Source organism: Corynebacterium sp. zg254 (genome assembly GCF_024701495.1).
Classification (GTDB): domain Bacteria; phylum Actinomycetota; class Actinomycetes; order Mycobacteriales; family Mycobacteriaceae; genus Corynebacterium; species Corynebacterium zhongnanshanii.
Genome location: NZ_WIAR01000001.1, coordinates 337,099 through 351,768, shown reverse-complemented (window position 1 = coordinate 351,768; position 14,670 = coordinate 337,099). Strand labels below are relative to the sequence as shown.

11 protein-coding genes are annotated in these 14,670 nt (G+C 64.0%); 10 read left to right on the top strand and 1 reads right to left on the bottom strand.

What is annotated here, in order from left to right; all coding sequences use genetic code 11:
* Positions 1-7 precede the first annotated feature (7 nt).
* The 10 genes from GC425_RS01655 (at position 8) to lysX (ending at position 13,396) form a co-directional block, all read left to right on the top strand.
* Positions 8-2,188: an ATP-dependent DNA helicase RecG gene (locus tag GC425_RS01655; protein ID WP_151844048.1), complete on the top strand. Its 2,181-nt coding sequence runs from the start codon at positions 8-10 to the stop codon at positions 2,186-2,188.
* A 48-nt stretch (positions 2,189-2,236) separates the two neighbouring features.
* Positions 2,237-2,443, top strand: coding sequence for a biotin/lipoyl-containing protein (locus GC425_RS01650; protein ID WP_151841715.1), 207 nt, complete (start codon positions 2,237-2,239; stop codon positions 2,441-2,443).
* Positions 2,444-3,043 (top strand): 16S rRNA (guanine(966)-N(2))-methyltransferase RsmD, encoded by a 600-nt coding sequence (gene rsmD / locus GC425_RS01645; RefSeq protein ID WP_151844049.1) that lies wholly within the window; start codon positions 2,444-2,446, stop codon positions 3,041-3,043.
* Positions 3,044-3,082: 39 nt separating this feature from the next.
* Positions 3,083-3,568, top strand: coding sequence for a pantetheine-phosphate adenylyltransferase (gene coaD / locus GC425_RS01640; RefSeq protein WP_151841713.1), 486 nt, complete (start codon positions 3,083-3,085; stop codon positions 3,566-3,568).
* 78 nt (positions 3,569-3,646) lie between these two features.
* Entirely contained in the window at positions 3,647-4,399 is a 753-nt protein-coding gene (locus tag GC425_RS01635; RefSeq protein WP_151841712.1) for a DivIVA domain-containing protein, read from the top strand.
* Between the two features lie 74 nt (positions 4,400-4,473).
* On the top strand, positions 4,474-5,070 hold the full coding sequence (locus GC425_RS01630) for a DUF177 domain-containing protein (protein WP_151844050.1): 597 nt from the start codon (positions 4,474-4,476) through the stop codon (positions 5,068-5,070).
* Between the two features lie 15 nt (positions 5,071-5,085).
* Complete coding sequence (gene rnc, locus GC425_RS01625; protein WP_151844051.1) at positions 5,086-5,832, top strand: ribonuclease III; 747 nt, start codon at positions 5,086-5,088, stop codon at positions 5,830-5,832.
* Positions 5,829-6,692, top strand: a complete 864-nt coding sequence (locus GC425_RS01620) for a PhzF family phenazine biosynthesis protein (protein ID WP_151844052.1) — start codon at positions 5,829-5,831, stop codon at positions 6,690-6,692. The genes rnc and GC425_RS01620 overlap by 4 nt, the downstream gene beginning before the upstream one ends.
* A gap of 10 nt (positions 6,693-6,702) precedes the next feature.
* Positions 6,703-10,179 (top strand): chromosome segregation protein SMC, encoded by a 3,477-nt coding sequence (gene smc, locus GC425_RS01615; protein WP_151844053.1) that lies wholly within the window; start codon positions 6,703-6,705, stop codon positions 10,177-10,179.
* Between the two features lie 31 nt (positions 10,180-10,210).
* The gene (gene lysX / locus GC425_RS01610; protein WP_151844054.1) at positions 10,211-13,396 is read left to right on the top strand and encodes a bifunctional lysylphosphatidylglycerol synthetase/lysine--tRNA ligase LysX; all 3,186 of its coding nucleotides are present in this window, start codon (positions 10,211-10,213) and stop codon (positions 13,394-13,396) included.
* On the opposite strand, the gene GC425_RS01605 is transcribed toward lysX, so the two are convergent.
* A complete protein-coding gene (locus GC425_RS01605; protein ID WP_192930370.1) occupies positions 13,359-14,645 on the bottom strand; it encodes an alpha/beta hydrolase-fold protein in 1,287 nt (428 codons plus the stop codon). The two genes, lysX and GC425_RS01605, sit on opposite strands and share 38 nt — an antisense overlap.
* Between the last annotated feature and the right edge of the window lie 25 nt (positions 14,646-14,670).

Below are 14,670 nucleotides of genomic sequence, written 5' to 3'. Positions count from 1 at the left end.
AGGACACATGCTGGGCTGGATAGATCGTCGACCACTGGGATTGTTGGTGAGCCCCGACCGGGCGCGCACACTCTCTGGTAAGCCCGGCCTGAAAACGGTCTACGACCTCCTGACCAACTATCCGCGTAATTATGCGCGGATGGGCGACCCCACAGCGATGGAGCCCATGGAACCAGGGGAGATGTACACCTGCGTGGCGGAGATCCTCCACGCCCAGGAGAGGGAGAACTACTCTGGCCGCGGACCGCGACGATACATCACCTTCTCCTTCAGCGATGGCGTGGTGCGGCTGGACTCGGCACTGTTCGGCAACCCCGCGATGCACCGCAGCGTGTTGGTTCCCGGCTCCATCGTGCTGCTCTACGGGAAATTGGATATTTTCAACGACCGGTGGCAGCTCAAAAACCCCTCCTACGTGTCCATGTTCCCCGCGGACGGGGCGCGCTTTGGCGCCTATGGTCCTTTAAAAACCATCGTGGACATCACCGGGAGCGAGGCCGAGGCGCAGAAGATCCTGAACCGTCCGTGGTTGCCCTTCTACGGTCGACGCAGCGGCACCACCACCGCTGAGCTCACCGGTGTGGTGAACCAGGTGCTGGGCCAGCTGGACCCGATCCCCGAAGTACTCCCTACAGGGGAGGACGCACCAGCATGGCCCGCGGACCCAGAGGGAGAGCAGATGATCCCCCTGGATACAGCTCTGCGCCAGATCCACCAACCCCCGGCGGAGGGGCCGCACGCCGCGCTGTTCCGCCTGAAATTCAACGAGGCGCTGTCCTTGCAGCTGGTGATGGCCCTACGGCGCGCCGACGCTACCGTGCGCTCCGGCTTCGCCATGGCTGTGTCCGAGGACTCGGACAGCGCCCGCGCCAGCATGCTCGCCCACCTGCCGTACACCTTGAGCCCCGGCCAGGAACACGCCGTGGAGACCATCTCTGCGGCACTGCATTCCGAGACGCCGGCAAACCTGATGCTGCAGGGCGATGTGGGTGCTGGCAAGACCATCGTCGCACTCCTGGCGATGCTCCAAGCTGTCGACGCCGGCTATCAATGCGCCTTCATCGCTCCCACAGAAGTGCTGGCCGCTCAACACGCCCGCACGCTCGTAGAACTTCTGGGCTTAAGCCCCGAAGGTTCCCGCGTGGGCGTGACATTGCTGACGGGATCACAGAAGACCTCCGAACGAAAGGCTGCGCTGCTGGACATCGTCAGTGGCCAGGCCGATATTGTGGTCGGCACCCATGCGCTGATTCAGGATACCGTGGAGTTCTTTAACCTAGGCCTGGTGGTAGTGGACGAGCAGCACCGCTTCGGCGTGCGTCAGCGCGACTTCCTGCGGGAACGCAGCCCCGCGGATGCCACGCCGCACATGCTGGTCATGACCGCCACCCCAATTCCACGCACCGTGGCCATGACCATGTTCGGTGACCTGGAACCCGTACGCCTCGAAGGCCTGCCGCAGGGCCGAGGAGAGGTGTCCACGGTGGTGGTTCCCCTGGGCAATCCTGCCTGGTTCCGACGCATCTGGACCCGCATGGCGGAGGAGGCGGCAGTGGGCCACCAGGCCTTTGTGGTGGTGCCGAAGATCGAAGGCGAGGACGGGGTGGAAGCCTGGGCAGAACGCATCCGCACCACTTTCGCACCGCAGCTTCAGGTGGGGATGGTGCACGGCCGCATGCCCGCCGAGGACAAAGACGAGATCATGCAAGCCTTCGCAGCGGGGGAGTATGACGTGCTCGTCGCCACCACCGTGATCGAAGTGGGCGTGGACATCCCGAACGCCACCATGATGGTGGTGGTCGACGCCGAAAACTTTGGCGTATCCCAGCTGCACCAGTTGAGAGGGCGCGTGGGCCGTGGAGCCGCAGATGCCGTGTGTTTGTTGGTGACCGGTATGGAGGAGACTTCGGCGTCGTATCAACGATTAATCGCGGTGGCAGACACACACGACGGTTTTGACTTGGCCGAGTTGGACCTCAAGCAGCGCACGGAGGGGGACGTTCTCGGGCAACGGCAATCGGGCAGCACAGCGCGGCGCGTGGACCTGCTGGACCTCTCCGAGGACGGGGAGATTATCGAGGCGGCGCGCGACTACGCACAAGAATTGGTGGCCTGGGACGCCGAGCGCGCGCGGGAGCTGGTGGCCGATATCGAGATCGAGGATCAGGAATATATCGAACGGGCTTAGCCCACGGGACGGCCGGGTGTGTGAGGGAGAGGCGGTACACTAAGCCCCATGAAGATTTACGCGCCCTTCGCCGGAGTGGTCCGATATTGCGTGGCCGATGGCGAAGAAGTGACCACAGGGACCGAGCTTGCCACGGTGGAGGCGATCAAGCTGGAGGCACCCGTGTTGGCACCGGCGCCAGGGACCGTGAAACGCACCCAGCGGGAGGACTTCGTGAACGTTCAGGGTGGCGACGAGATTGTGGAGATTGTGTAGATGACACGCATTATCGCGGGAACGGCACGCAGCCGCAGGATTAAAGTGCCTAGCGAAGGGACCCGGCCCACGTCAGACCGGGCGCGCGAGGGGCTGTTTTCGTCGCTGCAGGCGCGAGTGGGTTTCCAGGATCAGGTGGTGCTTGATCTCTTTGCTGGGTCCGGCGCGTTGGGGCTGGAGGCGCTGTCCCGGGGCGCGCGGAGCGTGACCCTGGTGGATTCCAGTCCGCAGGCTGTTGCGACCATCAAGCACAACATTCAGGTGGTGGCCAAGGAACTGCCGAAGGACTCCGCGCGGGTGGTGGAAGCGAAGGCTTCTACGTTCGTGGCGGGCGCGCAGCAGGGGTACTTCACCATGGTGCTGGCCGACCCGCCGTACGACCTGGGCGACGATGCCGTGCACGAGATGCTGTGCGCCCTGCAACCACTGCTGGCAGACGGTGCGATGGTGGTGGTGGAGCGGCACCGGGATTCGGCGCAGACCCAGTGGCCGGACGGGTTTGAACCCACCAGCCAGAAGCTGAAAAAGCGTACCTTTGGAATTGCCCGCTTTGATATGGCTCTGTGGCGCCGTGTAGCCCATGCAGAGATGAACGAGTAACGAGCAACGAGTAGCGAATAGAGACTGGCGAGGATTTCAATGCGAGTTGTATGCCCCGGATCTTTCGATCCTGTGACCAATGGCCATCTGGACATCTTTACCCGCGCGGCGGCCACCTTCGATGAGGTGACTGTGCTGGTGACCTACAACCCCAACAAGTCCGGGTTGTTCGATGCCGAGGAGCGGATGGACCTGATCCGTCGTTCCATTGACGCGCTTCCCAATGGCCCGACAAACATCACGGTGGATAAGTGGGATTCCCTGCTGGTGGATTACCTGAAGAAGCACGATATTCAGGCGATGGTGAAGGGGCTGCGTAGCTCCCTGGATTATGAATACGAGCTGCCCATGGCCCAGATGAACCAGCGCCTGTCCGGGGCGGAGACGTACTTCCTGCTGACGAACCCAGACTATGGCTATGTGTCTTCCACGCTGTGCAAGGAAGTGGCGAAGTACGGCGGGGATGTGTCCGGTCTGATGCCGGAGCCCGTGGTGGAGGCTATGCGCGCTAAGTTTTCGTCCTAGGGAAGCGTTCCTCACAATTTTTCAGGAACCCGTGTGTCCTATCGTGACTTGTGTGACTGATGTTGCATGATGGGATGCATGTACAAGACTTTCCAGGGTATGGATGACCTCCAGCACATGGTGGAGCAAGCCTACAGCGTGCCGATGACGTCCAATTGCATGGTTCCGCGACGCGACGTCCTCGACATCCTCGACGAGATGCGCAACGCCATCCCCGTCGAGATGGATGACGCGCAGGACGTTCTGGATCACCGGGACGGCATCATCGACGATGCGCAAAACCACGCGGACACCTTGATCTCCGACGCGGAGAGGGAACGCGACGACATCCTCGCCGAAGCTGAGGCACGTGCTGCCAAAATTATTGACGACGCCGAAGCGCGCGCCACCCAGACCGTCGCTCAAGCGGAAGACCGCGCCGAAACGCTGGTGGAAAACGCCCGTCGTGAATACGAGACCGTTACGTCCCGCGCCGAGGCTGAAGCCAACCGCCTGATCACCAGTGGTAACGAGTCCTACCAGCGTTCGGTGGATGAAGGTTTGGCGGAGCAGGCTCGCCTGGTATCCGAGTCCGAGGTTGTACGCATCGCCCAGGCGGAGTCCCAGCGCATCGTGGAGTCCGCGCACGCCGATTCCGATCGCCTGCGGACCGAATGCGACCGCTACGTGGACTCCACGCTGGCGGAGTTTGAAAACACCCTCAACGCCACGTTGCGCACGGTCACTAGGGATCGCGCGGCGCTGCGCAAGGGAGCCGGAGTGTCCGGACACGCGCCATCGCGCACCTCCCGGGAACCACGGGATCACCGCTACGAGGAGCACGCCGACTAGGCCTGCCGGTTGCTCCCGCTGTGAACCCAGCGGAGATTCGCACGCCAGTGCCCACTCAGGGTACAAATGTAGCTATGAGCAACCCATTCGTGATCGAAGTATCCGACGTTCCTACCGGCCTGAGCGAACCTGTTGAGGCGACCGGTCTCTCGCCGGTTCGCTGGGGCGGAAACATGTTGGCGGTTGAGGAGAATACCCCGGTGGAGGTTCACGGAACTGTAAGCAACCTGGGTGAGGCCGTGCTCATTAACGCGCAGGTCCAGGCGGCCGCCACCGGAACGTGCAGCCTGTGCCTTCAGGACATCCAGACCACCTTCGACTACACCATCAATGATGTCTTTGGCTTCACCGAAGACTTCATCAGTGGCGACGATGCCGAGGACGAAGACGACGAGCCGCTACTGGTCAAAGACGGCACGATCGACATCACGCAGCTCGTCCTGGACGAGGCCGGTCTGAACGCGCCGTTTAGCCCCGTGTGTGAAGACTTCGGACAGCACTGCGTTGAGGAAACCCCCACGCCGGCCGGCACCGTGGACGGCGCCTTGGCCGTGGGCGGCGAATCGGCCCGACCGGAAGGCCTCGACGGCGAGGACGCCGACGAGGAACCCATTGATCCACGCTGGGCCGCGCTGAAGAAGTTCACCGTGGATGACCAAGAATCCAAGTAGGGAAGGATACAATCTGTGGCCCGCAAACGGCGCTTAACAGGGGAGCCCGCGCTGCACGCAGCGTATAACAAGACCGATCACGCCCCATTGCTCGAGGCGTGGGGCGTGAGCTTGAGCGATGATATCTTGCGCCTGGCGCTTACACACCGCTCCTTTGCCAACGAGAATGACAACCTCCCCAACAATGAGCGCCTGGAGTTTTTGGGCGATGCGGTGCTGGGCGTGTCCGTGGCCGAGCAACTGTATAAGCAATACCCACACAACACTGAGTCCGACATCTCCAAGATGCGTGCCTCCGTGGTGAACATGTACGCCCTGGCTTCCGTGGCCCGCGAGCTGGGCCTGGGCCAGTACATCCTGCTCGGCCGCGGCGAGCAGCGCACCGACGGCGCCGATAAGGATTCCATCCTTGCGGACACCGTGGAGGCCATCCTCGGAGCGATCTACCTGGAGCAAGGCTTCGAGGTCGCCCGCGCAACAATCTTGCGGATTTTCGCCAGCCGCATCGACGCGGCGGAGGTGAAGGGCCGCACCATGGACTGGAAGACCACCTTGACTGAAGAGCTGGCCGGTCGCCGGATTCAGGTCGAGCCCACCTTCACCATCACCGTGGAGGGGCCTGAGCACGATCAGACGTTCCACGCGGTGCTGAACCTCACGGGCCTGTTGCAATCCACGGGAACCGGAAAGACCAAGCGCGAAGCCGAACACAAGGCTGCAGCTGCGGCAGTGAAGCTGCTTCGTGATGGGGGAGAGTCATGACCAGCCGGCGTTTTAGCCAGGTCGACGTCTTCGGTCAGGACCCCGGCACGGGCAACCCCGTCGCCGTGGTGCTGGACGCCGAGGGGCTCGATGACGCCACCATGCGCCGATTTTCTGTGTGGTCCAACCTGTCTGAATGCACCTTTGTGCTGCCACCCACCGATCCCAGCGCGGACTATCGCGTGCGCATTTTCAGTCTGAACAAGGAATTGCCCTTTGCCGGGCACCCCACGCTGGGAACCGCCCGGGCGTGGCTGGAGGCGGGTGGCGCGCCCCGCACGCCGGGAACCATCATCCAGCAATGCGAGGCAGGCCTGATCCCCATCACCATCGACGGGGACACGCTCGCCTTCCAAGCCCCCGAACGACTGCGCACAGGCCCCGTGGACGCGGACCTGGTTGCGACCCTGAGCGAGATCTTAGGGATCGACCGTAGCAGTATCCTCGACGCGGAGTGGCTCGACAACGGCCCAGGCTGGGTGGGGCTGCTTCTGGATAGTGCGGAGACCGTGCTCTCCCTGACCCCCGACGCCTCCCAGCACCCCGGCCGTTGGGACATCGGAGTGATTGGGGCGCACGCCGTGGCGTCGGAGGACAGTCAGGAGCCAGCGTGGGAGGTTCGTGCCTTCTTTACCGAAGGCACGGAGCCCTTGCGCGAGGACCCTGTCACCGGCAGTCTCAATGCCGCCGCCGCGCAATGGCTGCTGTCCACTGGGCGCGCTACGGCCCCCTATGTTGCCGCCCAGGGCACCGCGATTGGGCGTGCCGGGCGGGTGCACATCACGGCCGATGAGGATCAGTCTGAGATCTGGGTTGGCGGTCGCGCCACCAGCGTGATTCAGGGAACCATCACCTTGTAGACTGTTACGCGTGTATCTCAAATCCCTGACCCTCAAAGGCTTTAAGTCGTTCGCGCAGCCAACGACCCTCAAGCTCGAGCCAGGGATTTGCGCTGTGGTGGGACCCAACGGCTCTGGAAAATCCAACGTGGTGGACGCCCTGGCATGGGTGATGGGCGAGCACTCCGCCAAGACTCTGCGTGGCGGAAAGATGGAGGACGTGATCTTCGCCGGCGCGGGCGAGCGCAAGGCCTTGGGCCGAGCAGAAGTCACACTGACCATCGATAACTCGGATGGCCAACTGCCCATCGAGTATTCGGAAGTCTCCGTCACGCGCCGCATGTTCCGCGACGGCGCTTCAGAATACGAGATCAACGGGACCAAGTCCCGTCTGATGGACATTCAAGAGCTCCTGTCGGACACCGGTATCGGCCGCGAAATGCACGTGATCGTGGGGCAGGGGCGGCTAGCCCAGATCCTGGAGTCTCGGCCGGAGGAACGACGCGCCTTCATTGAGGAGGCGGCCGGGGTGCTGAAACACCGGCGTCGAAAGGAAAAAGCGCAGAGGAAACTGGTGAACATGCAGGCGAACCTCGACCGCCTGCACGACCTCACCGACGAGCTGCACAAGCAGCTGGGACCCCTGGCGCGGCAGGCGGAAGCGGCGAAGAAGGCCTCCACCGTCCAGGCCACCATCCGCACAGCCCGCGTGCAGCTGGCGGCGCACCAGGTGACGCAACTATCCGCGAGCCTCGAGGACACGACCCAGCGAGCCCAGCAACTCAACGAACAGCTGGAGGAGCTCCAGCACACGGTCGAGGTGCACTCGGAAGAGCTGGCGATCACCGAGGAAGAGCTGCGCACCGCCCTGGAAGAAGCCGAAAGTGCCAAGAACCTGTGGTATCGCCTGTCGGCGGTGTCCGAAAAGAATGCCGCAACCGTGCGCATCGCCGCGGACAGGGCCGAATCCACGGCAGACGCGGTGTGGACCGGACCCGATCCCGACGAGATCCTGGCCCGGGCGGAGGCTGCAGAGCTCGAACAGCAGGCCCTGGACGAGGCCGTGGAGATGGCCCAGGAGAGCCTGGAGTCCATCAGGGAATCTGTCCTCGAGGCAGAAGATGCCGCCCGCGAGGCCGAACGGGAACACCTGGCCCAGGCCCGGGCCATCGCGGATCGCCGCGAAGGCGTGGTGCGCCTGCTCGCGCAGCACGAGGCAGCCACGGCCCGCGTGGACAACGCGCGCACCCAGCTGGAACGCGCCGCGGAGTCCGTTGAGCACTTCAAGGAGATGCTGGACTCCATGGACAACGAGCGCGCCCAGGCGCGCGATGCCGTGGAGGAGGCAAGCGGCGACTTTTCCGGGCTGGAGGAGGATACCGCACGCGCGGAGCGGGAAGCAGCCGGGGCCGAAGAGCGTTCCGAGGCGCTTCGGGCGCAGCAGCTGCAGCTGGAGAAAGACATCGCCCACGGACAGGCCACCCTTGCTGCGTGGCGGGAGCGGTTGCGCCCCTCTGACGGCGCCGCGGTGGCCGTGGAGGCGGCGGAGAAAGCAGGCGTATCGGCGCGGTCGATCGCGGATGCTGTCTCGGCCCAGGCGGGCTGGGGTGCGGCACTTGCGAGCGCCCTGGGTGCTGCCTCGGATGCGGGCGTGATCGCGCCGCTGGAGGACTCCATCGTCACCACGCTGGAAGATGCCAACGCAGGCCGCGCCGTCCTGCTGGAACCCCGGGCAGATAAGAATACCTGGAGGCTGGACCTCACCCCGGTGGCGGGGCAGTGGCTGCTGGACCTGATCGACTGCCCTGAGGAGTTGCAGCACGCGCTCACCAGCGTACTGGTGGACGTGGTCGCGGTCGAATCCGGAGACGAGGCCCGGCGAGTCGTGGAACAGGATTCCCGCCTGCGCGCCGTCACGCGTGCCGGAACCCTCTACGGATCCGGCTGGGTCGCCGCCGGCACAGGTGGGGCCTCCAACGCCGTGGAGATCGCGGAGAATATTGCCCAGCTGGAAGCGGAGGTGGAACGCACACGCCACACCCTGGACGACCTCCAAGGGCAGCTGCGCGGAGCCTTGGACGCGGCGAATGACCTGCGCACCACGGCGGCGTCGGCAAGGGCAAAGGTTCAGGAGCAACGGGCCGCACGCGTGGCCGCAGAACAGCACTACGCGGCGGTGGAGAAGCAATACACGGCGGCGGAATCTCAATGGCAGCGTGCGGCGCAGCAACGCGACGCGGCGGAGCAGGCCCTGAAGGCCGCCGAGGAGGAGCTGGCGGAGCTCAACGACCGCGTGTCCCGGGTGGAGGATGACGATCACCCCGAGGTGGCCTCCACCGCCGAGCGTGACGCGGCCGCGCAGGCGCTGACCCAGGTGCGCTCGATGGAGACCGAGGCGCGTCTAGCGTTGCGCACCGCGGAGGAACGTGCGGGGGCCACGCGGGGCCGTGCCGATGCCCTCCGACGCCAAGCGCGCCACGAGCAACAGTCTCGCGAACAATTTGAACGTTCCCAGCAGCGAAAGGCCGCTGTGCGCGTGATGGCCCAGGCGGTCCACACGCAGGCCCGGCGCGTGGAGCAACGCATCGCCGCGGCACTGCTGAACGCGGAGGCGCAGCGCAGCACCACGGAGCAGACCCTGAAGCAATGGCAGGCTGCCCTGGCGCAGCAGAAGGATAAGCTCTCGGCCTTGCAAGCGCAGCTGGGCCGCGTAAACAATGCGGCGCACGAGGCGGAACTGGCGCGCACGCAGGCGCAGGTGAAGCTGGAGCAGGCGCTGTCCCACGCGATGGAGCAGCTGGCGATGAACGCCGAGCAGCTGCTGTCCGAACAATTACCGGACGACTTCGACGCCACCGCGACCCGCGCGGAGCTGAAAAAGGCGGAGAAGTCGCTCAATTCTTTGGGCAAGGTCAACCCTCTGGCCTTGGAAGAGTACAAGGCGCTGGAGGAGCGCTTCACGTTCCTATCCCAACAGCTGGACGACGTGGAGCAGGCGCGCAAGGACCTGCAGGATGTGATTCAGGACGTGGATGACACGATCCTGCACCTGTTTACCGACGCGTGGAAGGACGTGGAGGCGGAGTTCCCGCGGGTGTTCCAGACGCTGTTCCCCGGCGGCCAAGGGCGGCTGGTGCTCACGGAGCCCGATGACATGCTGACCACCGGCATTGAGGTGGAAGCGCGCCCGCCGGGCAAGAAGGTCAAGCGCCTGTCCCTGCTGTCCGGTGGAGAGAAGTCCCTCACCGCGTTGGCCATGCTGGTGGCTATCTTCCGCGCGCGGCCGTCCCCGTTCTATGTGATGGACGAGGTGGAAGCGGCGCTGGATGACGTGAACCTGCGACGACTGATCGCTCTGTTTGAAGAGCTGCGGAAGGATTCCCAGCTGATCGTCATCACGCACCAGAAACCCACGATGGATGTGGCCAATGTTCTGTACGGCGTGACGATGCGTGGCGATGGTGTGACGCGCGTTATTTCGCAGAGAATGTCCCGTTCGAATACCTAATGTATGGGGTGGGGCGTATAACTATCGTGTGATGAAAACTCGCTCTGGATTCTTCCCACGCTACATCGGCACCTCCATCTGGCTGTACGCGCTGCTGTCTTTGGGGATGACGATTTCGCGTGCGGTGGAAAGCCGCTTGGGCTACCTGGCGTACATCCTGGATCTGGCGTTTTTGCCCATGCCGGTGGACTCCATCGCCTGGTCGGTGATTCTTTTCCTCCTGGGGTTGGGGCTCTCCCGGGGTAAAAGGCTGGCGTGGTGCATAGCGATCGGCGGGTTGGCGCTGCTCAACGGCGCGAACATTGCAGTGATGCTCGCTGATGAGAACACGCGCATTGATCACCACTACTACGGTCCACTGTTCTATTTGGGCGTGGCTGTTCAAGCCTTCTTCCTTGTCCTGATGCTTCTTCGCCGTCATGACTTCGCGGTGAGGACGCGCGAGGGTGCAGTGGGCCGAGCCTTAAGCGTGTGGCTGGGGGGAGTTGTGGCCGTGTTCCTGATCGGCTCGCTGCTGGTCCACTACTGGCCGGGCACACTCAACGGGCACCACCGCTATGGGTGGGTGGCCAATCATGCGATGGCCTTTTCCATCGTTGATGGCGACCTGTTCCAGGGACACCCACCGCTGTGGGTGTCCCTGGTGATATCGCTGCTCTCCGCAATAGTTCTGATTGCCGCGATGGTTACTCTGGTGCGCTCCCAGCAAGGCGAGAACACGATGTCCGAGCAGGACGAGCAGGCCGTGCGGGCGCTCCTCGGGGCGTTCGGTGCCGAGGATTCTCTGGGGTACTTCGCCACGCGACGCGATAAGTCCGTGATCTTCGCGCCCAATGGCGCGGCGGCCGTGACCTACCGCGTGGAAAACGGGGTGAGCCTGGCTAGTGCCGACCCCATCGGTGACTCCGCTCATTGGGATGCCGCGGTCCAGGCATGGCTGGAGCACTCCATGACCTATGGCTGGACTCCCGCGGTCATGGGCGCCAGCGAGCGGGGAGCGGCCGTCTACGAACGCCACGGGCTGCGCTCCCTGCACCTGGGCGATGAGGCCGTGGTGTACACGGATTCCTTCCGCCTCAAGACCCCGGTGATGAAGCCGGTGCGCCAGGCCATCTCCCATGCGGAGCGCTTCGGGGTGCAGCTGCGCTTCCGGCGCCACGGCGAGATCCCAGCCGACGAGTTCGCGGCCATTTCCCAGCGGGCGGACGCCTGGCGCGATACCTCAGACGAGCGCGGCTTTTCCATGGCCCTGTCCCGCCTGGGTGACGAGCAGGACGGCCGCTGCCTACTGGTGGAAGCGCTGGTGGATTCCGAGCCGGTGGCTATGCTGTCCTTCGTCCCGTGGGGACCGTCGGGCCTATCCCTGGACCTCATGCGCCGCGGCCCGCAGGCACCCAACGGAACCGTGGAGACCATGATTGCGGGAGTGTGCACCCGCGAGGACCTCAAGGTCAGCCGAGTGTCACTGAACTTCGCGGTGTTCCGTGAGATCTTCGCCAGCGAAGACAGGGTAGCGGTGGGCGCCGTGACGCGCTGGACGCGCAAGACCCTCAGCATGCTCTCCAAGCGCTGGCAGATGGAGTCCTTGTATAAGTCGAACCAGAAATATCAACCGCTGTGGCTGCCGCGGTACCTGTGCTTCCCTGATTCGCTATCCCTGGGAAAGGTAGGCATGGCGTCGGCACGGGCAGAGGGATTCATCCCCGATTGGACGGGGCGGGATACGGTGCACAACGCGGTGCGGTCCCAGCCCGAGGCACAGTGGGCGCTGCACTATGTACGCGACGCCCAACGCACCACGCAACGCAGAGTCAGCGAGCAATCCCGGATTCGCCACGACAAGGCACAGCACCTCATGGAGCGGGGGATTCAACCGTGGCCGGTGGCGGTGCCGCCGAGCATCACGTGTGCAGACGTCGCCACGGCCGAGGCTGGGCGCCAGGTGAGGGTCTCCGGACGTGTCCTGAGGCAGCGTGATTTCGGCGGCGTGCTGTTCCTCGACATTCGCGACGCCCACGGCAGCGCACAAATCTTAAGCGAAGGCAGCGCTCGGCAGGAGTTCAAGGCCATTGATCTGGGGGACATCATTGCGGTGGACGGGACCATCGGGGCGAGTCGGAATGGCACGCCGTCGGTGCTGGCGGAATCACTCACGGTGGAGGCAAAGTCCCTCCATCCGCCAGCCTTCCAGCAGGATGCCGTGGGCACCGTGGTGGCGAGGCTGACTGCCCGCAACGCCGTGACCACCGCGTTTCGTGAGGTGCTGCGCGACGGCGGGTTCATGGAAGTAGAAACACCGATTCTGCAACGGGTGCATGGAGGCGCCAACGCGCGGCCCTTCACCACGCATCTCAACGCCTATGACGTGGACCTGTACCTGCGCATCGCCCCAGAGCTGTATCTGAAACGGCTGATGGTGCAGGGCGCGGAGAAGATCTTTGAGTTGGGGCGCGTGTTTAGAAACGAAGGCGTGGACGCCTCCCACAATCCGGAGTTCACGTCCCTCGAGGTCTACGAGGCGCACGGTGATTACACCTCGATGCGAGTCCTCGCAGAGCAACTGATTAAGGCCGCGGCCCGTCAGCTGCACGGCCAGGAGCTGGTTCATGCTCCCGACGGGACGCACGTGTCCATCGCGGAGCCGTGGCCGGTGAAAAGCGTGTGTGGCGCGATCAGCGAGGCGGTCAGCGAGGAATTGGGCACGAAGGTGGTGGTGGATCACACCACCCCGGTGGAGGAGCTACAGCAGTTATGCGACCAGCTGAGCATCGACTATCGCGTGTCCTGGGATGAGGGACAGCTGATCGAGGAGCTCTACGAGACGTTCGTGGAGGCCCGGACCACGCTACCCACGTTCTACTGCGATTTCCCCACCTCGGTGTCACCCCTCACCCGGCAGCACCGTACCACTCCGGGGCTTACCGAACGGTGGGACCTGGTGGCCTGGGGCATGGAATTGGGCACTGGTTATTCGGAGCTCACTGACCCACTAGAGCAACGCCGCCGCCTGGAGGACCAGTCCCTCAAAGCCGCCGGTGGCGACCCCGAAGCCATGGAGGTGGATGAGGAGTTCCTCCACGCCCTGGAAATCGGCATGCCGCCCACCGGGGGGCTGGGGCTGGGCGTGGATCGGATCATCATGCTGCTCACGGGTACCCCAATCCGGGACGTGTTGGCCTTTACGTTGGCAGACCGCCACGGGAGATCACAAGGCTAAAACTGTGCTCGAGGGCCTGGCGCCACGCCTCGAAGTCGTGCCCGCCGTCCACGATGGTGAACGTGGTGTTCGCTCCGGCGCGTTGCGCAAGCTCGTTGAGTTTCTTGAGGTCCTCCATGGGCTGATCGTCGTCCTTCCCTGCCACGAAGTGGCCCACGAGGTCAGGGTGCGGGGAGCGCGTGAGGATGGACTCTGGGTTGCGTTCGTCGAAGAGCTCTTGGCTGCCGTCGAAGTATCGGCTGACGGTGGACTGGTGGCTGAGGCCGTCGTTGGGGGAGATCTCCCCGGAGAAGTCCAGGAACGTTCCGTAGGCCTCGGGCCGGTTGAGGATGGTTTGCAGCGCACAGGTGCCGCCGTAGGACATGCCGCCCAGGGTCCACGTGTGCTGATCGGGGGCCGCGTTGAACTGCTTCTTCAACCAGATGGGCACATCTTCGGCGACGAACGTGGTGATCTTCGCCTCGGGCGAGTCTGTGCACAGCGGATTGCCGAAGGTACTACCCGTAGTATCAATGGATGCGATGATGGGTGCTAGCCCGCCGTGCTGCCGTTGGTAGCGGTCGGCCAGCTCATCGGCGTGGCCGTTGGCGAACCATTGTTCGGGATCGCCGGGGGAACCGGGCATCAGCACCAGCACGGGCAGCTGTGGCCGGGGCTCACTAAACCACGCCGGTGGCAGGTAGACCACGGCGTCGCGAGAATTAAATCCCGACGCCGGCGCGGGCGGCTGATGGCGCACCAATACACCATGGTCTCGTAATCCGGAGCGGGGTGGCTTCCATGACGGGAGCGGGATGCTTCGTAGAGCGGCAGGAAGGTCGTCCACTGTGGCGGTGTCCAGGTCCGCCTTAGTTTCCAGTGCGTGGACGGTGGGGTAGAGCACGTAGGCCTGGTTCGCGAGAAGCAGGGTGCCGATGAGCGAGAGAGCCAGGGGCGCTACCCCCAGAAGTGAGCGCCAATGCATGAAGATGCTGGCAGCGAACGTGAGCAGGCAGCAACCGCACAGCGTGATGGCGAGGATGACGATGGGTTTGAGTTCGTCGAAGGTCATCTTCAGAACCAGCTCGATCGCCAGGACCACGGCCAGGGCGATGCCGATGCTGATGCCCCACGCGATTGCGATGGTTTTGAGGCGTTTGCCTGACGGGACGATGAGGGCGGTGCCGATCAGCCCGAGGATGATGCACACCCAGCTCACAATCGTGATGGGCGTGCTGACAAGCGATAAAGATCGCAGTGTATCCAGCATGTCATTCATCCTAGCGCCGTCAAGC

What these genes read in the sequence shown, in the direction of transcription:
- GC425_RS01605 (WP_192930370.1), bottom strand. Translation starts at nt 14,645, where the DNA reads ATGCTGGATACACTGCGATCTTTATCGCTTGTCAGCACGCCCATCACG.
- coaD (WP_151841713.1), top strand. Translation starts at nt 3,083, where the DNA reads ATGCGAGTTGTATGCCCCGGATCTTTCGATCCTGTGACCAATGGCCAT.
- GC425_RS01655 (WP_151844048.1), top strand. Translation starts at nt 8, where the DNA reads ATGCTGGGCTGGATAGATCGTCGACCACTGGGATTGTTGGTGAGCCCC.
- GC425_RS01620 (WP_151844052.1), top strand. Translation starts at nt 5,829, where the DNA reads ATGACCAGCCGGCGTTTTAGCCAGGTCGACGTCTTCGGTCAGGACCCC.
- lysX (WP_151844054.1), top strand. Translation starts at nt 10,211, where the DNA reads ATGAAAACTCGCTCTGGATTCTTCCCACGCTACATCGGCACCTCCATC.
- GC425_RS01650 (WP_151841715.1), top strand. Translation starts at nt 2,237, where the DNA reads ATGAAGATTTACGCGCCCTTCGCCGGAGTGGTCCGATATTGCGTGGCC.
- GC425_RS01635 (WP_151841712.1), top strand. Translation starts at nt 3,647, where the DNA reads ATGTACAAGACTTTCCAGGGTATGGATGACCTCCAGCACATGGTGGAG.
- rsmD (WP_151844049.1), top strand. Translation starts at nt 2,444, where the DNA reads ATGACACGCATTATCGCGGGAACGGCACGCAGCCGCAGGATTAAAGTG.
- GC425_RS01630 (WP_151844050.1), top strand. Translation starts at nt 4,474, where the DNA reads ATGAGCAACCCATTCGTGATCGAAGTATCCGACGTTCCTACCGGCCTG.